16 protein-coding genes and 1 tRNA gene are annotated in these 24,241 nt (G+C 67.7%); 7 read left to right on the top strand and 10 right to left on the bottom strand.

Going from position 1 to position 24,241, the window contains the following annotated elements; genetic code table 11:
* Nucleotides 1-190 precede the first annotated feature (190 nt).
* Nucleotides 191-1,150: an RluA family pseudouridine synthase gene (locus ASE43_RS03295; RefSeq protein ID WP_056175124.1), complete on the bottom strand. Its 960-nt coding sequence runs from the start codon at nt 1,148-1,150 to the stop codon at nt 191-193.
* A 518-nt stretch (nt 1,151-1,668) separates the two neighbouring features.
* On the opposite strand from ASE43_RS03295, the gene ASE43_RS03300 reads away from it, so the two are divergent.
* Nucleotides 1,669-4,986 (top strand): Rne/Rng family ribonuclease, encoded by a 3,318-nt coding sequence (locus ASE43_RS03300; protein WP_057159457.1) that lies wholly within the window; start codon nt 1,669-1,671, stop codon nt 4,984-4,986.
* Nucleotides 4,987-5,258: 272 nt separating this feature from the next.
* Here the strand turns inward: ASE43_RS03300 and ASE43_RS03305 are convergent, their stop codons facing one another.
* Nucleotides 5,259-5,906, bottom strand: coding sequence for a response regulator (locus tag ASE43_RS03305; RefSeq protein WP_056175131.1), 648 nt, complete (start codon nt 5,904-5,906; stop codon nt 5,259-5,261).
* A 142-nt stretch (nt 5,907-6,048) separates the two neighbouring features.
* On the opposite strand from ASE43_RS03305, the gene ASE43_RS03310 reads away from it, so the two are divergent.
* The 5 genes from ASE43_RS03310 to ASE43_RS03330 all read left to right on the top strand — a co-directional run bounded on the left by ASE43_RS03310 (nt 6,049) and on the right by ASE43_RS03330 (nt 10,913).
* Complete coding sequence (locus tag ASE43_RS03310; protein WP_057159458.1) at nt 6,049-6,957, top strand: M20/M25/M40 family metallo-hydrolase; 909 nt, start codon at nt 6,049-6,051, stop codon at nt 6,955-6,957.
* 223 nt (nt 6,958-7,180) lie between these two features.
* Nucleotides 7,181-7,984, top strand: a complete 804-nt coding sequence (locus tag ASE43_RS03315) for an isocitrate lyase/phosphoenolpyruvate mutase family protein (protein ID WP_057159459.1) — start codon at nt 7,181-7,183, stop codon at nt 7,982-7,984.
* An 86-nt stretch (nt 7,985-8,070) separates the two neighbouring features.
* Nucleotides 8,071-9,438 (top strand): phospholipase D-like domain-containing protein, encoded by a 1,368-nt coding sequence (locus ASE43_RS03320; protein ID WP_057159460.1) that lies wholly within the window; start codon nt 8,071-8,073, stop codon nt 9,436-9,438.
* A gap of 191 nt (nt 9,439-9,629) precedes the next feature.
* Nucleotides 9,630-9,872 carry a hypothetical protein gene (locus ASE43_RS03325; RefSeq protein WP_056175144.1) on the top strand — a complete coding sequence of 81 codons (243 nt, stop codon included), beginning with the start codon at nt 9,630-9,632 and terminating at the stop codon, nt 9,870-9,872.
* Nucleotides 9,873-10,082: 210 nt separating this feature from the next.
* Nucleotides 10,083-10,913, top strand: a complete 831-nt coding sequence (locus tag ASE43_RS03330; RefSeq protein WP_235568637.1) for an aminotransferase class IV family protein — start codon at nt 10,083-10,085, stop codon at nt 10,911-10,913.
* Nucleotides 10,914-10,961: 48 nt separating this feature from the next.
* On the opposite strand, the gene ASE43_RS03335 is transcribed toward ASE43_RS03330, so the two are convergent.
* Nucleotides 10,962-11,051, bottom strand: a tRNA-Ser gene (locus ASE43_RS03335).
* 49 nt (nt 11,052-11,100) lie between these two features.
* Entirely contained in the window at nt 11,101-12,096 is a 996-nt protein-coding gene (locus ASE43_RS03340) for a LysR family transcriptional regulator (RefSeq protein ID WP_057159462.1), read from the bottom strand.
* 117 nt (nt 12,097-12,213) lie between these two features.
* Between ASE43_RS03340 and ASE43_RS03345 the strand changes: the two genes are divergently transcribed.
* Nucleotides 12,214-12,792: an NAD(P)H-dependent oxidoreductase gene (locus ASE43_RS03345; RefSeq protein WP_057159463.1), complete on the top strand. Its 579-nt coding sequence runs from the start codon at nt 12,214-12,216 to the stop codon at nt 12,790-12,792.
* Nucleotides 12,793-13,072: 280 nt separating this feature from the next.
* Here the strand turns inward: ASE43_RS03345 and ASE43_RS03350 are convergent, their stop codons facing one another.
* The 6 genes from ASE43_RS03350 to ASE43_RS03375 all read right to left on the bottom strand — a co-directional run bounded on the left by ASE43_RS03350 (nt 13,073) and on the right by ASE43_RS03375 (nt 24,217).
* Entirely contained in the window at nt 13,073-16,258 is a 3,186-nt protein-coding gene (locus tag ASE43_RS03350) for a discoidin domain-containing protein (RefSeq protein WP_157499680.1), read from the bottom strand.
* Nucleotides 16,259-16,411: 153 nt separating this feature from the next.
* A complete protein-coding gene (locus ASE43_RS03355; protein WP_057159464.1) occupies nt 16,412-17,233 on the bottom strand; it encodes a carbohydrate ABC transporter permease in 822 nt (273 codons plus the stop codon).
* Nucleotides 17,233-18,111 carry a sugar ABC transporter permease gene (locus ASE43_RS03360; protein ID WP_056175162.1) on the bottom strand — a complete coding sequence of 293 codons (879 nt, stop codon included), beginning with the start codon at nt 18,109-18,111 and terminating at the stop codon, nt 17,233-17,235. The genes ASE43_RS03355 and ASE43_RS03360 overlap by 1 nt, the downstream gene beginning before the upstream one ends.
* Nucleotides 18,108-19,454: a sugar ABC transporter substrate-binding protein gene (locus tag ASE43_RS03365; RefSeq protein ID WP_082607072.1), complete on the bottom strand. Its 1,347-nt coding sequence runs from the start codon at nt 19,452-19,454 to the stop codon at nt 18,108-18,110. Before ASE43_RS03365 ends, ASE43_RS03360 begins: the two co-directional genes overlap by 4 nt.
* 10 nt (nt 19,455-19,464) lie before the next feature.
* A complete protein-coding gene (locus tag ASE43_RS03370; RefSeq protein WP_057159466.1) occupies nt 19,465-21,111 on the bottom strand; it encodes a glucoamylase family protein in 1,647 nt (548 codons plus the stop codon).
* 112 nt (nt 21,112-21,223) lie between these two features.
* A complete protein-coding gene (locus ASE43_RS03375; protein WP_235568638.1) occupies nt 21,224-24,217 on the bottom strand; it encodes a TonB-dependent receptor in 2,994 nt (997 codons plus the stop codon).
* Nucleotides 24,218-24,241 lie beyond the last annotated feature (24 nt).

The following is a 24,241-nucleotide window of genomic DNA, read 5'->3' on the forward strand; positions in this document are numbered from 1 at the left end:
GGCCACGAGTTGGTAGAGCGACACACCCATCGGCTCTCGCTGCATCGACAACGGTTCCGCCGGCGCCACCGGAGCGGCCACAGCGGACGAACCGGGCTTAGCGACTACGGCAGGCGCCGGCGCCTCGCAAGCCGACACAAGCAAACAAAACGTCGCTATGAAAATACGTGTGCGCATCCCCAGCCCCCGATCAAGCCAACCGATCCAGCACCTCGATCAACTCCGGCGCCAGCGGCGCGTTCAATAGATAAGGTTCGCGGCCGCCGTCCAGCGCGAACTCCAGGGTCGAGGCATGCAGGAACAGCCGGCGCAGGCCGGCCTGGTCGCGCAGGCGCTTGTTGGCCTCCGGGTCGCCGTACTTGTCGTCGCCGGCCACCGCGTGGCCGATGTGCTGGGCGTGCACGCGGATCTGGTGGGTGCGGCCGGTCTCGATCCGGACCTCGCAATAGGACTGCCCGCCGCGCCGCTCCAGCACCTTGAAATGGCTGAGCGAGGCCTTGCCGTCGCGGTGGACCTGAACGTGGCGCTCGCCGCCCTGGCGCAGGCCGATGTGCAACGGCGCATCCACGCTCATCACCCCGTCGGGCACGCGCCCGGTCAGCAGGGCCAGGTAGCGTTTTGCGATACCGCCATCCTCGCGCATCAGGGCCTGCATCTCGGTCAGGGCCGAACGCTTCTTGGCCACGATCAGCAGCCCCGAGGTGTCGCGGTCCAGGCGATGGACCAGCTCCAGGGTCTGGCCGGGGCGCAGCGCGCGCAGGGTCTCGATGGCGCCGAAACTGATGCCGCTACCGCCGTGGCTGGCCACCCCGGAGGGCTTGTTCAGGGCCAGCAGGCGCGCGTCCTCGAACACGATCGCGGCGTCCAGGGCGTCCATGAAGCCCTTGGGCGGGGCCGCTTTTTCTCCGACCTCGCTGAGACGGACCGGCGGAATGCGCACCTCGTCGCCGGCCTCTAGCTTGCGCTCGGCCTTGGCGCGGCCGCCGTTGACCCGGACCTGGCCCGAACGGACCAGCTTATAAATCAATGAACGCGGCGCGCCTTTGAGCTGGCCGAGCAGGAAGTTGTCGAGCCGCTGACCTTCACGGTCGTCCGGCACACGAATAGTGCGGGCCCCGGGGCCCGTGGCGGTGTTGGCTGGAGAGGTCATCCGGAAAGCGTTATCTGTTACACTCGCGACGCGAGATAAGGTTTTGATTTCGCTGGGAGTTGTCCTGCAGGTCGCGCCAGATGGGCATGACCGCAGGATGTGGGCCGAAAGCCCCTCCTCGCGATTCCGGTCCGCGTCTAACCACTGCCCACGGGGTAGCCATGTTAGCAGCGACGGTCCGGCGGAACCCGCCCTCGCCCGGTGGTTCTCCCGCAGGGGCGACACCATCGCGATGAACACGACCCGCGCGGCGCCCCGGTTCGAACCGAAGGCTGCCGCCGGGCCCCCGCCCCGAGCGACGTTCGCGTCGCCGGTCCGAAAGTCAGGCAATAAAGAAACAAGCGCTCCCGCGGCGTGCCGTGGTGTAGAAGCGCTGGTAGTGGAAGTTTCGCCGGCGCGCGCCGGGCGCAGAGCGGTTTACCGCCCTGCAGCGTACAGGCCGCGACGGCGGGGCTTCGGTTCCCAGATAGCGAAACGCCATGGCGTTCCGCGCGGTAGAGCGCGCGAGGAACGCAACAATGAAGCGCATGCTGATCAATGCGACGCAGGCGGAAGAACTGCGCGTCGCGATCGTCGACGGCCAGAACCTGTACGACATCGACATCGAACAACCGGCCAAGGAACAGAAGAAGTCCAACATCTACAAGGGTCGCATCACCCGCCTCGAGCCCTCGCTCGAAGCGGCGTTCGTGGAATACGGCGCCGAGCGCCACGGCTTTCTGCCGCTGAAGGAAATCTCCCGCGACTATTTCCAGGCCGGCGTCGACCACAACAAGGCCGGCCTGCGCGAGCTCCTGCGCGAAGGCCAGGAAGTGGTGGTTCAGGTCGATAAGGAAGAGCGCGGCAACAAGGGCGCCGCCCTGACCACGTTCATCTCCCTGGCCGGCCGCTACATGGTGCTGATGCCGAACTCGCCCACCGCCGGCGGCGTCTCGCGCCGCATCGAGGGCGACGACCGCGCCGCCCTCAAGGAGGCGATGGACAAGCTGGCCATCCCCGACGACATGGGCGTGATCATCCGCACCGCCGGCGTCGGCCGCGATGCCGAAGAGCTGCAATGGGACCTGGACTACCTGCTCCAGGTCTGGAAGTCGATCGCCGAGGGCGCCCTGAGCAAGCCCTCGCCGTTCCTGATCTACCAGGAATCGCGCCTGATCATCCGCGCCCTGCGCGACTACATGCGCCCGGACATCGGCGAGATCCTGGTCGACACCGACGAGATGTACGCCGAGGCGCGCGACTTCGTCGAACAAGTCATGCCGCACAACCTGCGCAAGCTGAAGAAGTACAGCGACGATACCCCGCTGTTCAACCGCTTCCAGATCGAGTCGCAGATCGAGAACGCCTACGAGCGCACCGTACGCCTGCCCTCCGGCGGCGCCCTGGTGATCGACCAGACCGAGGCCCTGACCGCGGTCGACGTGAACTCGGCGCGCGCCACCAAGGGCGGCGACATCGAGGAAACCGCGTTCAACACCAACCTGGAAGCAGCCGAGGAAGTCGCCCGCCAGATGCGCCTGCGCGACCTCGGCGGCCTGGTGGTGATCGACTTCATCGACATGTCGTCCAACCGCCACCAGCGCGAGGTCGAGAACAAGCTGCAAAATGCCCTCAAGCAGGACCGCGCGCGCGTCCAGATCGGCCGCATCTCGCGCTTCGGCCTGCTCGAGCTGAGCCGCCAGCGCCTGCGCCCGTCGCTGGGCGAGTCCAGCCAGCTGGTCTGCCCGCGTTGCGACGGCCACGGCCGCATGCGCAGCGTCGAATCGCTGTCGCTGTCGATCCTGCGCGTGGCCGAAGAGCACGCGATGAAGGAGAACACCGGCCAGGTGCTGGTGCAGGCCCCGACCGAGATCGCCAACTACCTGCTCAACGAAAAGCGCCGCGCGCTCAGCGAGATCGAACAGCGCCACGACTCGCCGATCGTGATCGTCGCCGACGAGCAGTTGGAGACCCCGCACTACGAGGTCACCCGCATCCGCGAGAACGAGCTGGGCGAAGAATCCAGCAAGCCCAGCTACCAGCGCGGCACCCCGCGCAAGCTGCCGACCCACGCCCTGACCAAGGCCCATCTGAACATTCCGGATGCGCCGATGGTGACCAACGTCAAGCCCGCACAGCCCGCGCCGATGCGCGAGCCGCGCGAAGAGCCGGCCGCCGTGGCCGCTTTCGCGGTGCCGGCGCCGGTGGTGGTCGCGGCGCCGCAGGTCGGTTTGTTCGGACGCCTCATCAACCTGTTCCGCGGCGGCGCCGCCGCTGCCCCCGCCGCGCCGGCTCCGGCCGCGCGCGCGCAGGACGGCCGCGGCCGTAACGAACGCGGCGACCGCAACGGCGGTCAGCGCCGCGACGGCCGCAACGAAGGCCGCAACGGCAAGGGCGGCCGCGATGGCGGTCGCCGCGACGAGCAGCGCCGCGACAAGCCGCAGGCCCAGCAGCAGGCCCCGGGCGGCCAGCAGCAGCCGCGCGTCAAGCAGGAGCAGCCGGCCAAGCAAGCGCAGCCGCAGAACCCGCCCAAGCAGCAGCAGGCGCAGCAGCCCAAGCAACCCAAGCCCCAGCAGCAACCGCAGGGCGAAGAGCAGCGCACGGGCAACGCTCCGCAGCAGGCGCAGGCCAACAACGCCCCGCGTCCGCCGCGCGAGCCCAAGCCGGCCGCAGCGCAGCCCAAGCCCGACACCGAAGCGCTGAACGCACCCGCGATCGCCGCCGCCGCTGCCCTGCCCGCCGTCGCCGCCGCGACCGGCGAAGCCGTGGCCGCTGAGGAAGCGATCAAGCGCGAAGACGCCGTCAATGCCAGCAACGAGAACGGCGCCGCAGCCGATGACGCCGCCGGCGAAAGCGGCGGCCGTCGCCGCCGTGGCCGTCGCGGCGGTCGCCGCCGTCGTCGCGGTGCGGGCGAAGCCGGCGCCGCCGGCGAATCGCAGCTGCACGACGATGTCTTGAACGACGACGACGACGAAGCCGGCGACGAGCCGGGCGCGACGCCGGTCGCGGCCGCGAACCGCTCGCAGCCCGAGTTCGATTTCGACGACGACGCCTCGGCACCGGCCAAGCCGGCTCCGGCTTCGGCGCCCGCTCCGGCCGCGCCCAGCGCGGTCGCGACCGCGGCACCGGTCGCCGCCGCCGTGGCCGCCACGCCGTCCTTCGACACCCAGCCGGTGTTCGAACCGCACGAGCCCACGCGCAGCTACAACGCCGCCGAACAGGTCGTGCCTGCGGCCGCGACCGCCGTCCAGGCGGTCGAGACCGCGCCGGCCGTGGAGCCGACGCCCGCCGCCGCCGCGGCGGCCGCGATCGCGCCGGTCGCGACCGCTCCGGTGGAAGCAGCGCCAGTCGCCGCCGCAGCCAAGACGGAAGCGCCCACTAGCGCCTACGTGGCGCCGAAGGCGTACGAAGCCCCGAAGGCCTATGAGGCTCCGAAGGCCGAAGCGCCCAAGGCCTACGAAGCACCGCAGGCTTACGAGGCACCGAAGCCCGTCGAAGCGCCGGTCGTGATCGCGCCGCAGTACGCCCAGCCCGCCGCGCCCAAGGCCGACGAACCGGCCGTCGTGACGCCCACCGCGGTCGTGGTCGAGCCTGAAGTCGTCGCCCCGCTGGTGGTCGAAGCCGAAGTCGTGCCGGCACCGGTCGCGATCGAAGAGACCGTGGTCGAAACGCCGGCCGTGGTGCCGGCGGTCGAAGCGAAGGCGGAAGCCGTCGCGCCGTCGATGCCGCACACCGCCAGCCTGTTCGATCCGGTCCCGCAGCCGCCGCGTCCCGCGACGCCGGCACCTGCCGATGCCGCGGTCGAAGGCCAGGCCGATGCGGACGACGAGCCCAAGGAAGGCGACCGTCACGCCTGATCGGGTGAGGTCGTAGTGCGACAGGAAACGGGCCGCTAGCTGCGGCCCGTTTCTATTTGGGGGCTAGGAACGGAGGCGTTCGTGACGAGCCGCTCGTGGTGAGCTTGTCGAACCATGAGCGGTGGGCCCGCGCCAAAGCAAAAGCAAATCCCCCTCAATCCCCCTTTTGCAAAGGGGGAAGACAAGCAAAGGCGAAGAAACCCCACGAGCCGTTCGTGGTGAGCGTGTCGAACCATGAGCGGCGAAGCGTGCCGCGTAACCTGTGGCGCCGCTTACAACGCGTGCGCCGGATCCGCCAAACCGTACTGCCCGGCCAAGCGCGCCAGCGCGATGGTGTCGACCACGCCCAGCTTCGCGAACAAGCGCGTCTTGTGGGTGTTGACGGTCTTGGCGCTAAGGCTCAGACGCTTGGCGATCTCTTCCTGGCGCAGCCCCTGCACCAGCAACAGCGCGATTTCGATTTCGCGCGGCGACAATTCGTCGAACGGCGACGCGCCGCCGTCGACCTTGGCCAAAGCCATGTTCTGGGCGATCGCGACGGCCAGGTAACGCTTGCCGCGCGCGACGTCGCGCACCGCGCGCAACAGCTCGGCGGCGTCGCCACCCTTGTTGACGTAGCCCGAGGCGCCGGCCGCGAGCAGGCGCTGCGGCATCGGCCCGTCCTCCAGCACCGACACGATGATCACCCGCGTGCCGTGGTCGCCCTTGATCACGCGCTCGGTCACTTCCAGCCCGCTGTAGCCGGGCAGATGCAGATCGCACAGCACCACGTCGGGACGCAGCTTGCGGATTTCCGGCAAGGCGAGCTCGCCGCTTTCGGCGTCGCCCACCACTTCGATGTCGGTTTCCGCCGACAAGATCATGCGCATGCCGGTTCGCACCAGCGCGTGATCGTCGACAAGGTAAACGCGTATCGTCATGCTGTCCCCGGCCGCTGCGGCCTGCCGCAAACGAGGCTACGCGGCGCCCGCGGGGCACGCAAGCAGTCGCGAACCTTTGGCACATTCGATCCATTGCCGCGCTGTGCAAACTCCAGCTAATTCGTTAGGCGAAGGAACCCAAATGCCGCACAAAAGCCGTCTTGTCGTCCTCGCGCTCAGCCTCGCGATCGCCGCCTGCGCGCAAACCGCGCCGGTTGCGCCGGCCGCACCGCCGGCGAGCGTCGACGCCACCAGCCAACCCGCCGCCGCCGGCTGGCTGGCCGACGTGGTCGCGATGTCCGACAGCCAGGCCGCCGGCGACCGTCGCGCGGTGATCCAGCGCCGCCTGCAGGGCCTGGGCATCCAGTGGAGCGCCGTACCGTTCAGCGTCGGCGAACACAGCGGCGAAAACCTGCTGGCCGACGTCTCCGGCTCGGCCGATGCGCCGCTGCTGCTGCTGGGCGCGCATTCGGACAAGGTAGACGTCGGCCGCGGCGCCACCGACAACGCCTCCGGCAGCGCGGCCGTGCTGGCCCTGGCCGAACGCTTCAAGCGCGAACCGCTGCGGCACCATCGCGTCGCGGTCGCGTTCTGGGACCTGGAGGAACGCGGCCTGCTCGGCGCCAAGGCCTACGTCGCCGACGGCAAGGTCAAGCCCGCGCTGTACGTCAATTTCGACGTGTTCGGCTGGGGCGACACGCTGTGGATGATGACGCCCGATGCCAATCAGCCGCTGGTCGCCGCATCGCGCGCCGCCACCGACGAAACCGGTATCAGCCTGTCCGCCGGCGACAAGTATCCGCCGTCCGATCACCTGGCCTTCCTTAAAGCCGGCTGGCCGGCGGTGTCGTACTCGCTGCTCGGCGCGGCGGAGATTCCGCTGACGTTGGAAGCGTTCGCCGGCAAGAAGCCCAAGCCGGTGCCGAAGGTGATGCAGGTGATCCATAGCGATGCCGACACCGTCAGCCAGGTCGACGCGGTCGCGGCCGCGCGCGGCGTGGATGCGGTGGAACGCGCACTGCGTCGTTGGGACGCGCAGTCCGCGCCGTAACGCGATCGGCGCTCGCGGCGCCTGCCGCCGCGAGCGCGTAGCACCCGTTTTGCGGCGAATTCGCAAGCGCCGCACAGGTTGCCAACGGCACGCAGGCTATCGTGATCGATGCCCGCCGACGCGACCCCGAGCACAGCGCCACGGCGCTGTCCGAATCCGGCGAGTCGGCATCGCGCCCAGCGGTCATCATGACCGCACCCAGCCCTCTCCCCCGGAGCACCGCATGACCGACCACGCCACCACGTTCCGCCGTCTGCATCAGGACGGCCTGCTCCTGCTCGCCAACGCCTGGGACGCGGGCAGCGCGCGCTTGATCGAAAGCCTGGGCGCGAAAGCCGTCGCCACCACCAGCGCCGGCCTGGCCTGGTCGAACGGTTACGCCGACGGCGACGCGCTGCCGGTCGAACGCCTGTACGCCGCGGTGGAAAGCATCGCGCGCGCGATCCGCGTGCCGCTGACGGTCGACGCCGAAGGCGGCTATTCCGACGATCCGGCCACGGTCGGCGCGACGATCGCGCGGCTGGGCGCGCTGGGCGCGGTCGGCATCAATCTCGAAGACGGCGACGGCACGCCCGAGGCGCTGTGCGCCAAGCTCGACGCGATCAAGCGCGCCTGCGCCCAGGCCGGCGTCGACCTCTTCGTCAACGTGCGCACCGACATCTACCTGCGCGGCCTCGCCCCCGAAGGCGAGCGCGTCGGCGCCACCCTGGCGCGCGCGCGGCTGTACCGCGACGCCGGCGCCGACGGCCTGTTCGTGCCCGGCATCGTCGAGCGCAGCGATATCGCCGACGTCGTCGCCGGCACGCCCCTGCCGGTGAACGTGCTCGCACGCCCGGGCCTGCCCGCCGCGGCGGAGCTGGCGCAGTTGGGCGTGCGCCGCCTCAGCGCGGGCTCCGGCCTGTCGCAGACCCTGTTCGCGCGCGCCGCCGAGCTCGCCAGCGGCTTCTTCCGCGACGGCGACTCCGCGCCGCTGTCCGCCGGCGCCATGCCCTACGCCGACATCAACGCGCTGTTCGCCGCACGCTGACGCGGCGGCGCGCGGCGCCGGTGTACATTGCCTGCAACGCGCACGCGCCGGCTCCACCGGCGCGGCGCTAGCGCCGAGGCAGACGCATGTTCCATTGGCTGACGGGCACCTTCGCGCACCTGGCCGCCGCCGCGCTGGCGGTGCTGATCTATGTCCTGACCACGCGCGTCGCCCAGGAACGCCGCGCGCCCGCGGCCGCGATCGCCTGGGTGATCGCGCTGGCCCTGCTGCCCTACCTCGCGCTGCCGCTGTATCTCGCCTTCGGCCGGCGCAAGCTCACGCGCGAGCGCGTGCACCTGCGCGCGCACACGCAAGCGCAGACGCATTGGGCCGCCGAACTGCTGGTCTCGCTGGGCCTGCCCACGCCGGCCAGCGCGAACACGCAGTTCGACGCCGACGGCACGGCCGCGCTCGCATCGATGCTGGCGCTGATCGACGGCGCTCGCCAGCGCTTGGACGTGTGCAGCTTCATCCTCGGCAGCGACCAGGTCGGCGCACGCGTACTGCAGGCGCTGGCCGCGGCCCAGCAACGCGGCGTGCGCGTGCGGCTGTTGCTGGACGGCGTCGGCTCGCTGCGCACCGATCGCGCCGCCCTGCGCGCCTTGCGCCGCAGCGGCGCCGAGGTCGCGTTCTTCCGTGGTCTGCTCGGCCGCCCCGATGGAGCGCCGCGCAATCTGCGCAATCATCGCAAGCTCGCGATCGCCGACGGCCAGCGCCTGTGGAGCGGCGGCCGCAATCTCGCCATCGAATACTTCCTCGACCGGCCCGAGCGCCCGGCCTGGCTGGACCTGTCGTTCACCATCGACGGCGCCGTCGCCGCCGACGCCGCCGACCGCTTCGAACGCGACTGGTGCAAGGCCGTGCACCGGCCGCTGCCCGCATTGGCCGCGTCCGTGCCCCAGCCCGCGCAACCGTTGGTCGCGGCCGCCCAATTCCTGCCCAGCGGCCCCGAGTTGCCCGAGGACAGCGCCCAGGCCCTGCTGGTCGCCGGCGGCTACCGCGTGCGCCGCCGCCTGCTCGCGGTCACGCCTTATTTCGTGCCCGACGACAGCCTGCAACAGACATTAAAACTGGCAGCGCTGCGCGGCATCCAAGTCGACCTGGTCCTGCCCGCGCAATCCAACCACCGCCTCGCCGACCTCGCCCGCCGCCGCTCCATGCGCGACCTGGCCGCGGCCGGCGCGCGCTTCTGGCTGCACCCGCGCATGCTGCACGCCAAGGCGGTGGTGTTCGACGACGACCTGGCGATGTGCGGCTCGATCAACCTCGACCTGCGCAGTCTGTTCCTTAACCACGAGGCCTCAGTGCTGTTCTACGGCCGCCACGAAATCGACTGGCTTGCCCAATGGATCGACGCCCGACGCGGCGAATCCCAGGCCTACCAGCCCCGCCCGGCCGGCATGGGCGCCGACCTGCTGGAAGGCGCGGTGCGCGCGATCGCCTTCCAGCTCTAAGCACGTCCGCTGGCACCATCGGCCACGCCGATTGGGGATTCAGATCACAACTTTTACGCGCGCTCAAAGTCTGCCGGCCGATTCCGTGCTTCCATGCCGCGAAAGACCGCGCCACCGGCACGCTCACGCCTTATTCTCTGCCGGGACACCAGACTGTCAGCCACGCCAGGCATTACACGGGGCCGCACCACATGCCGGACAAGGAACGCCGACGCACCGCCGAACCGACCGATGCGCAACTGCGCGCCGGCCTGACGCCCGAACAGCTGTCCGCCCTGGAGACGCTGGAACACTTTCGCTGGACCCTGCGCTTCGTGCGTCGCCCGCTGTTCAAAGAACCGATACCGGTGGTCTTCCACGCCGACGGCCGCTACGCCGTGCTGGAACCGGACGGCTCGATCAACGACAACCCCGGCTTCGATATCCGCAAATAGCCGCACCCGCGTCCCAACGCCAACCCCGCTTTGGGGTAGGAGCGGCGTAAGCCGCGACCACGTAACCCCATCTACGACGCGTCCCAGACTTCAAACCAAACTTGAAGCCCCAACAAGAAACATTCGTTTCTCCGCATCGAAACCGCGGCGGATAGTCGCACCCATCGAACCGCTGCACTGCGCTTCTACGGGCAATGCAGCGCCTAATCCTTGGAGTGCCCCGCCATGCTCACTGCCTCGCCCACCTACGTCACCCAACGCAACGGCCAAGACGCCAACGCCGAAACCCTCGCCCCACTCGCCTTCGCCGGCCACGCCCACTTCACCGCCATGCAAGTCCGCGACCGCAAAATCCGCGGCCTCGACCTACACCTGGACCGCCTGCGTTCCGCCTCGATGCAGATGTACGGCCGCGCCCTGCCCGACGAACGCATCCGCGCCTACCTGCACAGCGCCATCGCAGCCGGCCCCGCCGACCTCTCGCTGACCGCCACGGTCTACTCGCCCGCCGGCGAATTCGTCGTCGCCGGCCCCGGCATCGAACCCGAAATCCTGATCCGCACCAGCCCCGCCGCTACCGGCCCCACAGGCCCGCTATCCCTGGCCACGTTCGACTACGAACGCCCGCTCGCCAGCGTGAAGCACGTAGGCGAAGTCGCCAAAACCCACTACCTGCGCGCAGCCGTCGCGCAAGGTTTCGACGACGCCGCCTTCGTGGACCGCCACGGCCGCCTTAGCGAAGCCTCGATCTGGAACCTGGTGTTCTGGGATGGCGAAGCCGTGGTGTGGCCAATCGCCGACATGCTGATCGGCACGACGATGGGAATCGTGCAGCGGCAGTTGGATCGACTGAGTGTGACGCAGCGTTCTCAGGAAGTGCAGCTCGCCGATCTATCCGGCATGACGGGCGCTGCGGTCATGAACTCGTGGACACCCGGAGTCGCGGTGAGCGATATCGGACCGATCGCGTTGCCGCAGGCGCCGATTTTTATGCAGGCGCTACATAGCGCTCACAAGGCCGAGCTGCAGCACACGCCATAACGACGAACAGCGAACAAAACGATGCTGTTCGCGATGTTCCCCAAATGTTGGCGGAGAGAGTGGGATTCGAACCCACGGAAGGTTTAACCCTTCGGCGGTTTTCAAGACCGCTGCCTTAAACCACTCGGCCATCTCTCCGTAGCGGGGTCGCGGCGCCGGGCGTGGCCGGCGGCGCCGCGGGATTCTCTCATGCCGGGGTCTTGCTGCGCGCCTTGGCGTCGTTCTTGGCGACGCCGTCGGGGCACGGGGCGCCCTTGATGTCGCTGCATTGCAGGCGCGCGGACTCGACCAGGGACGGGGCCTTTTCGGCCAGGAAGTCGATGAACACGCGCACCGCCGGCAGCAGGCCGCGGCGGGAGGCGAACACGGCGTGGAAGATGCCTTGCGGCAGGCGCCAGTTCGGCAGCACTACTTCCAGTTCGCCGCGGCGCACGGCTTCGGCGCAGACGGTTTCCGGCAGCAGGGTGATGCCCACGCCCTGTTCGGCCAGCGCCATCAGCATCGGGAAATCGAAGCCCATCACGCGCGGCTTGAGTTCGACCCGGCGCACTTCGCCGTCGGGGCCGTGCAGCTCCCAGCGCTGGCGGGCGTCGTCCTCGCTGATGCTGAGGGTGACATGGTCGGACAGTTCGTCGGGGTTCTTGGGACGGCCCATGCGGGTGAGGTACTTCGGGCTGGCGACCAGCAGTTCCTGGATCTGGCCGAAGCTGCGCATCACCAGGCTGCCGTCGTCGTCGAGCTTGGAACGCACGCGCAAGGCGACGTCGATGCCTTCGTTGATGATGTCGACGCGGCGGTTGCTGACGTGCAGTTGGACGCGCACCTGCGGGTACTTGGCCAGGAATTCGGGCAACAGCTTGGGCAACTGCTGCTGGGCCAGGCCGACCGGCACGCTGACGCGGATCACGCCGCGCGGCTCGGCGCTGAGGCGATCCACCACTTCGCGCGCGGCCTGGGCTTCGGCCAGCATCGACTGGGCATGGCGATAGACGCTGTTGCCGACGTCGGTGACGGCGAAGCGACGCGTGGAACGCTGCAGCAGGCGCACGCCCAGATCGGTCTCGAGCTGGCTGATGCGCCGGCTCAGACGCGACTTCGGTATGCCCAGCGCGCGCTCGGCGGCGGCGAAACCGGCGTGGTCTACGACCATCGCGAAGTAGTAGAGGTCGTTGAGATCGTGCATGGCTATAGTTCCGAATTCAGAACAGTAAGTGATATTAAACCAGCTTTATCCTATTTTTGCAACGAACTACAGTTTGCCTCAACGCGGCGCCGCCGCAACCGCCCACCGAGGCCAGCCATGAAACTCCTGCACATCGATTCCAGCGCCCTGGGCGCCAATTCCGTGACCCGCGAGCTTAGCGCGGCCGTGGTGGCACGCTGGCAGGACGCTCTGCCGGCGCTCAAGGTCGAGTACCGCGACCTGGACGCCGAGCCGATCCCGCATCTTACCGGTCGCACCCTGGCCAAGGCCGATCCGGCCGAGGCCGACGAGGGCGAGCGCGTGATCCAGCAGTTCCTGGACGCCGACGTGATCGTGATCGGCTCGCCCATGTACAACTTCGGCGTGAGCTCGACCCTGAAGGCCTGGATCGACCGTGTCGCCGTCGCCGGCCGCACCTTCCGCTATACCGAGAACGGGCCGGAAGGCCTGGCCAAGGGCAAGCGCGTGATCGTCGCCACGGGTCGCGGCGGCTTCCACGCCGGCGCGCCCACCGACTTCCAGGAGCCCTACCTCCGCCAGGTGTTCGCCTTCCTGGGTATCGACCAGGTCGAGTTCGTACGCGCCGAGGGCGTGGCCTATTCGCCGCAGCACCGCAGCGACGCCCTCGCCCAGGCGCATGCGTCGATTCCGACCCCGCTGCGTCTGGCCGCCTGATTCCCTCCCCGAGCCGGCGCCCTCCCCTCGCCGGCACCGCGCCGGGCCTGCACGCAGGCCCGGCGTTCTTGTTTGGTGGCGGCGCTACACCAGGAGCGGCCGCGGCTTTGGGGTAGGAGCGACGCGAGTCGCGACCACGAAACTTCGGTCACCTGCGCGACCCGCCTTCTGTGGGAGCGACGTGAGTCGCGATTGCGCAGCTTCGGCGACCTGCGCGGGTCGCGACTTGCGTCGCTCCTACAGGACGGTGGCGCAAGTTCGCCGGCAACCTCGCCTACGACTACTGCGCCAACTCGACCGTCACCTTCGCCGGCACCCGCTCGATCCGCAGCTCGCCGTTGCGCCATTGCGCGGGCTGGCCGTCGATGCGGGTGGCGCCCGGCGCCTGCGGGTAAGGCCAGCTCAGCACCACGCCGCCGGCGGGCGGCGTCAGGCCTGCCTCCAGGCTCAGCTGCAGTTGCTTGCGCTGGCTGCGCAAACGATAGGACAGCGGGCCATAAGGCGTGCGCAGCTCGGTCACCGACACGCCCTCGCCGTCCAGCCAGTCCGCCGGAAGACCGGCGCCGATCACCAGCGCCTCGTCCAGGTCGCGGGTATAGGCGAACAAGTCCAGCGCCGAGCGCACGTAGTCGGACTCGACCCAGGCATGCGGCAAGTCGCCGACGAAGAACGGCTTGCGCGGCGTACGCGAGACCACCTCGGCCCATTGGTTCCAGCCGCGCGGCTGCTGGTCCTTGAAGAAGAAATCCAGAGCCTGGTGCGCGCGCTCGCGCCAGCCCAGGCGCACGAAGCTGCCGATGGTGCGCAGCTCGTAGGGCGTGTAGTCCTTCCACTCGCGGCGGCCGTCGCGGCGGTCCACGAATTCCTTCCAGTAGCGCTCGAAGGTATTGCGCAGCAGCGTCTCGGGCAGGCGCCCCTGCTCGCCGCCGGGCGCCAGCGCGATCGTGGTCGAGGTGGCGTCGAAATCGCCGAGCTCGGCGGCGCCCGGAATGAAATCGATGCCGCGGTCGCGGGTGGCGGCGGCGATGGAGGCGTAGAGATCGTCGCGGAATTGGTCGCGCGAGGCTTTGATGCGCCGGGCCTCGTCGTCCTTGCCCAGCCATTGCGCGATCTCGACCGCGTCCTTGTAGCCGCGCAGCGCCCAGAAATTATCCCAGTACGAGTGCATCGGCTTGGCCGAATAGCCCTCGTGGCTGATCGACGCCGGCATCATGCCGTAGAAGGCCGGGTTCTTCGCGCGGTTGGCCTCGGTGCGCTCGCTCAGGCGCAGCTCGTCCATGTACTTCACCGCGCCCACCACGTGCGGCCACATCGCGTCTAGCAACGCGCGGTCGCGGCGGTAACGGTAGACCTCGGCGACGGTGAAGATCAGCTCGCCGTGGCTGTCGTTCTCCGGCACCGGGTCGCTGCCGCGGTCGTCCACGCAGCACGGCACCTTGCCGTTGTCGAACTGATACGGCGCGTACCAGCGCAGGAACTCCTCTGCCACGTCCTCGCGCCCCATGCGCAGCAGGCCCTCGCCTATCATCGCGCCGTCACGGATCCAGGCGCGCGAATACGAGCGCGTGCCCGGCTGCAAACGCGGGCCGACGCGGCTGATCAGCATGTGGGCCAGGCCCGTGCGCAAGGTGTCGACGATAGGCTGGCCTTGCTTCGGCACCGCAATGCGCACGCGGTCGAGTTTGTCGCGCCATTGCCGGGCCACATCATCCTGCACCTGCTGCGGCGACCGCGGCGGTGGCGGCGGCCCGGCGGGATTGGCACCGCTCAAACGCGAGTCCCAACTGAAGTCCTGGCTGGCGCCCGGAGCCAGCTCGACGGCGTAGAGCAAAGCACCGGAAGCCAGGCCGCTGGCGTCGCTGACTTCAGCGGCGCTGCTGCCGACCAGGGTGAACGGCCGCTCGTTGTCGGCGCAAGCTTGCTTGCAGAAACCCGACCAGTCCGCGTTCGCGAGGCGTTCTACCACATCGCCCTGATCGTAGGCGCTGGCGAAAGCCGCCGCGGACTTGCTGGCGCGAACACGCTCGCGGCCGGCCACCGTGAAAATCCCTTCGCTGGCGGAGATCTTGTAAATCGGGCTGACGCCGCCGACGGTATTGAGGAACTGGCTGGGCGGATTGACCTGCAAGGGGCGCGCGGCCAACACGAACACATAACGACGCGGTGAAGCGCCGGTGTTTGTGAGCCGGTAGCGCGCGTACAGCGTCGAGTCTTCGCGCACGCCCTGCGCGAACGCCGTGATATCCAGCGCGAACTCAGGGTGCGCCCATTTCACCGACGGGATCGGTAGATAGCCGTCCTGCAAGGATTGAGAGGTTTGCGCATCGGCCCAGGTGACTAGCCGATCGCCACTGACCACGAACGGCTCGATGCTGAAACCGCCCTTGCCCACCTCGATCGCGCCATCCTCGCCGATCAGGCCCTGATCTTCACCGCCATCGACGCCGACGATGGTCCAGTACGGCTGCTCGCCGCTGAAACCGCGCGGATAACGGCCGCGCGGCGCCTCCTTGGCGATCGCGGCGACGAAGTCGTTGGGCGTGGCGGCGAAAGCCAAGGGCTGCACACTGAATTCGGCCAATCCAAAACCGAGCCCCGCGCCGTTCTCCGGTAGCAGCCGCAGATAGCGCGCTTCGGCTTCGGGCAGCGGAAGATGGTCGGTGCCGCCGTTGCCACCCCGCACGCCGATCGCTGGCTGCCATTGCTTGCCGTCATCGGACAGCTGCAGGCGGTAATCGGAGGCGTATTCGTCATCCGCCCAGCGCAGCACCACGCCGCCGAACTCGCGCTTGCGGCCCAGGTCGAGGGTGAGGGCCGGGTCGGGATCGGTCGCGAAGCCGGCGTGCCAGGCGGTCTTGGGATCGCCGTCGACGGCGAACTCGGCGCGGCTGCCCTGGGCCGCGGTAGTCGCGACGACACGGCCGGTCAACGGCGCGTCGTCGTCCTTCGGCAGCGGCTCGAAGGTCAGCTGGTCGAAGCACACCGAGCCCTTGCCGCCGCTGCTGTTGTAGATAGTGAATTCCAGCTTGGCGCTGCGTCGCAGGGTCGGGTCCGGCGCCGGGCCCCAGGCGCGGCTGATGTGGCGCTGTTTATAGACCACCGGCGTCCACTGCTTCGGGAACGCGTACTTGGGCCGGTTGACCCACCACACGTTGTCGCCGCTGTCGTCGACCAACTTGAACTGCAGGTCGTTGACCGGCGAGTCGCCGCGCAGTTGGAACGAGAAGGCGTAGTTGTCCGGGTACTGCATCGGCAAGGCGCGCTGCAGGCCGACATAGCCGGAGACGTCGTTGAAGTCGTAGTCCAGGCAGATCGCCTTGCCTTGCGCGCCGTCGGCGAGGCGCAACTGGCCGCTGACCTGGTTGGAGGTGACGACGGTCCAGGGGGCGGTGGATTCGAAGGTATCGAGGGTGCGGGGTTTGGCGCTGGCTGGGAGACTGGTCAGGAGCAGGAGCGCAAAGCAAATCCCCCCTAGCCCCCCTTTTGCAAAGGGGGGGCCCGGTGTCGGAGCAGGCGACGCGCTTGTCTTCCCCCTTTGAGAAAGGGGGATTGAGGGGGATTTGCTCTTAGACCACCACGCCACACTCGCCAACATGCCGCTCCTCATCCGATCCACCGCTCAGCCCTTGACGCTGCCCACCAACAGGCCCTGCAGGTAATAGCGCTGCAGTACCAGGAACAGCAGCAGCACCGGCAGCACGGTGACCACCGAGCCGGCCATCATCAGTTCGTTGTCCTGCACGTGCTCGCGCGACAGCGAGGCCAGCGCCACCGGCAGGGTCTGCAGGCCGCTGTCGCTGAGCACGATCAGCGGCCACATGAAATCGTTCCAGGCGCCGAGGAAACTGAAGATCGCCAGGGTCACCAGGATCGGCTTCAGCGCCGGCAGCACGATCTGGAAGAAGATGCGGAACTCGCCGGCGCCGTCGATGCGCGCCGCTTCCAGCAGTTCGTCCGGGATCGAGCGCGCGTACTGCCGCACCAGGAAGATACCGAAGATGCCGGCCATGCCCGGCACCACGGCGCCGGCGTAGGTGTTGATCAGCCCGATCTGCTTGAGCATCAGGAACAGTGGCATCATCGTGACCTGGGCCGGGATCACCAGCGCCGCCAGCAAGGTGCGGAACACGCGATCGCGGCCGGCGAAGCGCAGCTTGGCGAAGGCGTAGCCGGCCATGGTGTTGAGCAGCAGCGCGACCAGGGTGGTCATCGTCGCGATCAGAAAGCTGTTGAACAGGTAGCGCCCCATGCCGATGCGCTCGAACAGCTCGTGGTAGTTGGCCAGGGTCGGATGCGCGGGCAGCAGCGGCGGCGGGAAGCTCGCCGCCTCGCCGGGCTGCATCAGCGACACCGACAGCATCCACAACAGCGGCGCCAGGCTCAGCACCGCCAGGCCCAGCAGCAGGCCGTTGACGATGGCGCGCGCCAGACGCGGGCTCATCACTCCACCCCCTTGCGGCGCGCGAACCACAGCAGGCCGCTGGTGACCGCGGTCATCAGCACGAACAACAGGAACGCGACCGCCGAGGCGTTGCCCAGGTTCCACCACTTGAAGCCTTCTTCGTACATCAGGTACAGCACGCTGACCGTACTCTGCAGCGGACCGCCCTGGGTGATCACGTAGGGCTCGGCAAACAGTTGGAAGTAGCCGGCAAGCGTGAGGATGCCGACCAGCACCAGCACCGGCCCCAGCATCGGCAGGGTCACGTGGCGGAACTGACGCCAGGGCGAGGCGCCGTCGATGCGCGCGGCTTCGTACAGGTCTTCCGGGATCGCCTGCAGCCCTGCGAGGAAGATGATCATGTTGTAGCCGAAGTTCTTCCACACCGCGAACAGGATGATGGTGGGCATGGCCCAGGTCGGATCGCCCAGCCAGTCGATCGGATCGATGCCCAGGCCCGACAGCGCCCAGTTCACCAGGCCGTAGCGGGTGTGGAACAGATAGCGCCAGATCACCGCCACCGCCACCACCGTGGTCACCACCGGCGCGAAATAGGCGGTGCGAAAGAACGGCTTGAGGTAACCCAGCTTGGAATGCAGCAGCAGCGCCGCGCCCAGCGAGACCGCGATCGACAGCGGCACGCCGACGATCACGAAGTACATCGTGTTGCCCAGCGCGCGCCAGAACAGCGGGTTCTGCAGCAGGTTGAGGTAGTTGTCGAGCCCGACGAAGCGCAGGTTGCCGATGTCCGACAGCGCGTAGATGTCGAAGTCGGTCAGGCTGAGCGCCAGCGCGGCCAGCACCGGCAAGCCGAAGAACACGCCGATCACCGTCAGCGCAGGCCCGGCGAACACCCAGCCGGCGGTGGAGGCCTTCATCGCCCTGCCCCCGCCTGCGCCGCGGCCTGGTGATCCAGCATCCAGCGCCGCTTCTCCAGAATCTTGTCGGTGCGGCGGTCGAGCTCGGCCGCGGCCTCGTCCACGCTGAGACGGCGATTGGCCAGTTGCTCGCCGACCAGCTTGATCTCCATGGCGATGCGCTCCCACTCCGGCACCTTCGGCGTGGGCCGCGCGCGTTCGAGCTGGTCGCGATAGGCGCGCGCATACGGGTCGGCCGTCAGCGCCGGCGCGTTCCAGGCGCTGCGACGCGGCGGCAGGTTGCCGGTCAGGCCGTGGAAGCGGATCTGGGTTTCGGTGCGCGACAGGTACTCGACCAGTTTCCAGGCCGCGTCTTGGCGTTTGGAACCGCGGAACACCACGAAGCTGGCGCCGCCGGCGATCGAGGCGCCGGGGCCGTGCTCGCCCGGCAGCGGCATGGTCATCCAATCGCCCTGCACGTCCGCCGGCAGGCGCTTGCGGAACTCGGCGATGTTCCAGGGGCCGTTGATGTAGTAGCTGAAGTAGCCGCGGCCGAATTCGTTCCAGACGTTGGCGACCTGGGTGTTGCTGAGCAGCGGCGCCCAGCGTTGGTCGAACATCTCGCGATAGAACGTCAACGCACGCTTGAAGCCCGGGCTACGGAAATTGCCGTAGCGCCCGTCTTCGCGCAGCAGCGGATCGGGCGACTGGATGCCCAGGTTGAGCAGCGGCTCGGGCTCGTTGAGCGGCAGCAGGATCGCATAGCGGTCCGGCCCGACGTCGCGCTTGATCGCCGCCATCGCCTGGCGCCATTCGTCCCAGGTCTGCGGCGGGGTCTTGATGCCGGCGCGCTCGGCGATGTCGCGACGGTAGAACGGCAGCCGCGTCTCCACATACCACGGCACCGCATAGGCCTGGCCGCCGATCACGCCGCTGTCCCAGGCACCGCTGAAATAGTCTTGCACCGCCAGCGACGGCGTCGCCGCAATGCGCGCATCCAGCGGCTGCAAGGCGTTCAACAACGCGAACTCGGGAATCCAGGTGTTACCGATCGCGCACACGTCGGGCAGCGAATCGCCGGCGAACGCGGTCAGCAGCTTCTCGTGCGCGGAGGTGATCGGCAGTTGCTGGATCTCGACCCGGATGCCCGGGTTGAGGCGCTCGAACTCCGGGATCAACTGGGCCACGACCTCGCCTTCGTAACCCATGGCCCAGAACCGCACCACCTGGCGGCGGTCGTCCTGGCGGCTGCAGGCTGCCGCGAGCACGCAGACGAGCAGCACCAACAGCGCCGCGAAGGCGCTACGCACGCGCGGCGCGCGCGAGGCGCGCCGGCGATCGGGGAATGCGAATGAAATAGGCATACGCCGCAGCTTAGTCCGGCTGCTGCTTGGGCGCCTGGGCCTCGTTGGCGCGGCCCGCGCGCGACTCCGCCTCGCCCAACGCACGCGCGGTTGCGGCCTCCTTCTCGGCCTTGGTCTGCGGCTTGGGCGTGGTCTCGGGCAGCGCTTCCTTGCCGTCGGCCTGGACCTTCGGCGGTTCCAGCCAGCCGCCCTTGAAGCCCGCGCGTTCCAGGCCGGAGCGGATGTAGGGATTGCGCTTCATCACGTTCCAGACGAAGTCGTTGCGGTAGTTGGCGATCATCGCCAGGATCGGACCCTGATCGATGCCGATGTAATCGCTGGCCACCCAGCCCTGGTTGGGCACCACCCGCCCGGTCTTGAGCGGAATGTCGTACTTGAAGCTGGGATTGAACGAATCCAGGAAGCCGTAGCTGGAATACAGGAACTCGCCGTAGCGCTCGTGCATGGCCACGGTGCTGGGGATCACGATCTCCGGCGCGAACGGCAGCGAGGCGATCGCCGCGGTCGGGGCGATGGTGCCGTCGTCGAAGTTCTCGCGCAGGCCGGCGCCGCGCGCCGAGTAGTGGCGGAACTGGCGCTGCTCGCCGCGGTATTCCTGCAGGGTCTGCTGCGGGCCGTCGCTGGCGGTCAGGCCCCAGACTTCCGGGCCGTAGTCTTCCCACTTCATCGGGTTGGCGATGGCGTAGGCGCGCTGGGCGTAGGCGGCGCGGCGGCTGTTCTCGAAATAATCGATGCCGCGCTCGCGCATGTAGTCGTCCTGGATCCCGCGGAAATCGATCCAGACATGGCTGTACTGGTGGCCGAACAAGGGGCCGAACGCGAGGAACTCCTCGCCCTGGTACACGCCCCAGACGTCGTTGTAGGTGCGCGTCCACACCGTCCACGCATCCGGACTGACCGGGTGGCTGGGCGAACCCAAGGCCAGTACGTACAACAGCATGGCCTCGTTGTAGCCGGTCCAGTCGTGCTTGATGAAGCCGCTCTCGGGGAACCAGCCCATCGACACCAGCGGCTTGTTCTTCTGCAGCCAGGTCCAGTCGACGCGACGGTACAGCGTGTCGGCGATCTCGCGGATCTCCTTTTCGCGCGCGTCGTCGCGGTCGTAGTAGGACTGCGCGAACAGCACGCCCATCATCAGCAGGGCGGTGTCCACGCTGGACAGCTCGACCCAGCTGTCGTAACGCTGGCCCTTCTGCATGTCGAGGAAGTGGTAGTAGAAGCCGTTGTAACTGCCCTTGCCGGTCTTCTGCGGGCCCGAGGGCAAGTCGCGGAAGAACTTCAGCGTCAGCAAGGTGCGGTCCACCGCCTGGCTGCGGCTGACCCAGCCGTTCTCTACGCCGATCGGGTACGCGGTCAGCGCATAGCCCACCGAGGCGATGCTGGCGAACGGCCGCGAGGGAAACCGGTCGGGCGTCAGCCCGTTCTGCTCGTTGGTGGTGTCCCAGAAGAACTGGAAGGTGCGCTTTTCGATGTCGCGGAACAGCGGCGGCAGCTCCATCTTGGTCGCCTTGAGCGGCTCGACCTCGATATCGGCGGCGGGCGCTATCGGATACGTCTGCGACGTGGGCGTATTGCGCTGGCAACCGATGAACGACAACGGCGCCGCGATCAGCAGCGCGATCAGGACCTGACGGGAGCGAGATACAGCATGCAACATGAAGAGAGCAGACCTTTCGATCGTGGGGGATCGCTTGGACTTCGAGGTGGAGGCCGGATCTATCGATCGAACCGTCGCCCGCTTCCGGCCGGAAAGCGGGCGACCGGGCCGGCTACCAATCTACGCCGAACGTGAGCTTGAACGTACGCGTCGGCTGGTCGATACCGTCGCCGTTGCGCCGCCCGAAATTGGGGTTGGGTCGCGCCGGTACGTTCGGGTTGGCCGGGTTGAAACCGTTACCGCGACCGCTGTCGAAATTGTTCCAATTGCGCCAATTGAACACGTTGAGCACGTCGCCGCGCACCCGCAACTTCAGATCGGTGCCGGTGTCCCACACCTTCTGCAAGCCTACGTCCAACTGCTTGAAGGCGATGTCCTCGCCCGGAAAGTACGGGTCGAAGTAACCGTTATTGACGTCGACGGCCATGAAGTTGAGGGACTCGCGCGCGATCGGGCTGGTCAACTTGAGCTTGGCCGAGAACGTCATGTCCCACGGCAAGTCGAAGATACCGGTGGCCACGAGGCGGTGCTTGGCGATGCCCAGCGCCTCCGTGAAGGCGACGTTATCGAGATCGGGATAGTCGAACGAGAACGTATCGGAGTTGTTGCGGTTTTCCTTGGCGTCGCTGTAGGTGTAGGCCAAGCTGACGCCCCAACCCGACTCCTGCGTGTACGGCTTCTCCAGCGACAGCAGCAACGAGGTCAAGCGCGTTTCCACGGCGTTGCGGCCGATCAGCAGCTGACCGAAGCCAGGCAGATTGGCCGGCGTGGTGTTGCCGAATGTGCGGCCCGGCGGGAAGAAGCTGCCGTCCGGGCGGCGATTGCCGACCGAGAACAGGATGCCGTCGTGGCTGAGCACGTGCATCACCGTCACCGACGAGTTCCAGTCGTGGCCGAACATTCCGAAGCTGTTGCGCATGCCCAGGCTGAACTGGTCCGAGTACGGCGTCTTCAGGTCGTTATCCAGCAGGACGACCTGGGTGCCGCGATTGGGATTGGCCGCGACCAGCGCGTCCAGCTCATTCTGATTGAGGTACTTGGGATCCCAGGTCAGGCAGCGGTCCGGGGTGCTGGCGGTGCACACATGTCCGGGACCGTTGAAGAAGTAGGTGTAGCTCTGGAAGGCCAGGTTGTAGCGTTCGCGCGCCAGGAAATCGAACTGGTTGCGATTGTACGAACGCCCGGCGCCGCCAAAGATCACGTGGCGCTGATCGCCGGCGAAATCGTAAGAGAAGCCCAATCGGGGCTGCCAGGCATCCTTGAACGCCTTGCGGTTGTTGCCGGTGCTGATGAAGTCGTTGTAGTCGTAATCGACGCGCGCGTTATTGATGTTGGGATAGTTGCGCAAGGCGGCAACCACCGCCGCCGGCGTGACGAAATCCTCATAGGCCGGAGAGGTCTCGTAATCCCAACGCAGGCCCAGGTTCAAGGTCAGGTGCTCGTTGACCTCCCAATCGTCCTGCAGGTAGATGCCGAACTGCTTGTTGTCCGTTTCCACCGGACCGGTCTGACCGATGCCCGTCGAGGAGAAGTTGACCTCGTAGGGCTGGGTCAGACTGCGATTGATGTCGTAACGGAACTGCGGATTGGCGGGCTGACGCTGGTAGGCGCTGATGTCGACCAGCTTGTACTTGAAGCCGGCCTTGATCGTATGCCCCTGCCAGCCGAAGAAGGTGAAGTCGTTCTGCAGCGCATAACCCTTCTGACCTTTGTTCTGCAGGTTGGCGCTACCGCCGGTGTTGAAGATGGTCTCCATCACCGGGTTGTTGAGGTTGACTTGGTCGGCGCGCGGCACGCGAAGGTTGTAGCCCGGCGCATCGGTGAGCGGCCGCGGGCCGAAACTCACGTCCTCGAAAGTCAGGTGGGCGTCGTTGAGCCAGTCGGCCGCGCTGTACTGGTAGCGCAGGTCCAGCCGGGTCTCCTCGCCCGCGTTGGAGGTACCGTAGGCGCCGGCATTGACGCCGCCGATGCTGCCCGCCGTCACCTCCTCCTCCTTGCGGTGCTTGGCGGTGAACTCGAGCAGGTTGGCCTCGTCGATCGCGAAATCGATCTTGCCGAAATACAGGTCCTCATGGAACGGCGCGGCCTTGGTGTCGCGGGCCGCATCCTGCAGAAAGCCGGGCAACTGATCGATGCGGAAGTTGCGCCCCGGTGCGACCTCCTTCGGCGTCAAGTAATCCTTGCCCTCGTAGGTCAGGAAGAAATGCATGCGGTCCTGCAGGATGGGGCCGCCGAAGGCAACGCCGTACTGCTCTTCCTTGGAGCGGATCTTGTTGCCGCTCTTATCCTCGATCACCGTCGGCGCGCGCCAACCGGTGAAGGTGCCGTCCCAGAACAGGCTGCCCGAGAACTCGTTGGTGCCCGAACGGGTCACCGCGCTGACCGCCGCACTGCTGAGCTGGTCGTACTCGGCCTTGTAATTGGAGGTGATGACCTTGTATTCGGCGATGCCGAGCTGCGGGAACGGGTTGCCGCGGGTCGAGTCCTGGCCCGAGATGCCGCCCTTGAGCACGTAGTCCTTCTGGCCTACACCGTCGATGAAGACGTTGATGCCGTTGGCCAACTGGGCGCCGCTACGCAGCGAAATGGAGCCGTCGGTACCGGTACGCGTCTCCACGCCCGGCACGATGTCGGCAAAAGCGAGGAAGTTGCGCGAGGCCTGCGGCAGCGCTTCGATCTGCTTGCTAGAGACGTAGGTCGCCACCTCTGAGGTCTTGGTCTCGAACACCGGCGCCGCGGTCACCGTCACCTTGTCGATGTCGGTCGCATCGGCTGTCGGCGCGGTTTCGGCCACGCCTCCAGTCGACAAGTTGAGGGTCGCCGTCTGGCCGACCTGCACGGCGATGGTCTTGGAGTTGGTCTGCCCGCCCGCGCTCACGTCGATGCGATAGGTACCCGGCGGCAGGCCGGCCACCGAATAGCTACCGTTGGCGCCGGACTGCACCGACCGGCTCAGGCCTGTGGCCACGTTGGTGGCGGTGATCTTGGCGTCTGTTGCCGGCGCCGAATCCACAGTCACCTGACCGCGGATGGTGGCGGCAGTGGACTGCGCCAACGCGGCCGGGGCGGCCAGCGCCAGGCAACTGGCCAGAGCGCAGGCCAGCAATCTCGGCCTGGGCCGACGCACACA

Origin of the sequence: Lysobacter sp. Root983 (assembly GCF_001429345.1) — a bacterium.
Classification (GTDB): domain Bacteria; phylum Pseudomonadota; class Gammaproteobacteria; order Xanthomonadales; family Xanthomonadaceae; genus Lysobacter.

Bases quoted from the DNA above. Each gene is read 5' to 3' on its own strand.
- ASE43_RS03295 (WP_056175124.1), bottom strand. From the start codon at position 1,150: ATGACCTCTCCAGCCAACACCGCCACGGGCCCCGGGGCCCGCACTATT.
- ASE43_RS03300 (WP_057159457.1), top strand. From the start codon at position 1,669: ATGAAGCGCATGCTGATCAATGCGACGCAGGCGGAAGAACTGCGCGTC.
- ASE43_RS03305 (WP_056175131.1), bottom strand. From the start codon at position 5,906: ATGACGATACGCGTTTACCTTGTCGACGATCACGCGCTGGTGCGAACC.
- ASE43_RS03310 (WP_057159458.1), top strand. From the start codon at position 6,049: ATGCCGCACAAAAGCCGTCTTGTCGTCCTCGCGCTCAGCCTCGCGATC.
- ASE43_RS03315 (WP_057159459.1), top strand. From the start codon at position 7,181: ATGACCGACCACGCCACCACGTTCCGCCGTCTGCATCAGGACGGCCTG.
- ASE43_RS03320 (WP_057159460.1), top strand. From the start codon at position 8,071: ATGTTCCATTGGCTGACGGGCACCTTCGCGCACCTGGCCGCCGCCGCG.
- ASE43_RS03325 (WP_056175144.1), top strand. From the start codon at position 9,630: ATGCCGGACAAGGAACGCCGACGCACCGCCGAACCGACCGATGCGCAA.
- ASE43_RS03340 (WP_057159462.1), bottom strand. From the start codon at position 12,096: ATGCACGATCTCAACGACCTCTACTACTTCGCGATGGTCGTAGACCAC.
- ASE43_RS03345 (WP_057159463.1), top strand. From the start codon at position 12,214: ATGAAACTCCTGCACATCGATTCCAGCGCCCTGGGCGCCAATTCCGTG.
- ASE43_RS03355 (WP_057159464.1), bottom strand. From the start codon at position 17,233: ATGAGCCCGCGTCTGGCGCGCGCCATCGTCAACGGCCTGCTGCTGGGC.
- ASE43_RS03360 (WP_056175162.1), bottom strand. From the start codon at position 18,111: ATGAAGGCCTCCACCGCCGGCTGGGTGTTCGCCGGGCCTGCGCTGACG.
- ASE43_RS03365 (WP_082607072.1), bottom strand. From the start codon at position 19,454: ATGCCTATTTCATTCGCATTCCCCGATCGCCGGCGCGCCTCGCGCGCG.
- ASE43_RS03370 (WP_057159466.1), bottom strand. From the start codon at position 21,111: ATGTTGCATGCTGTATCTCGCTCCCGTCAGGTCCTGATCGCGCTGCTG.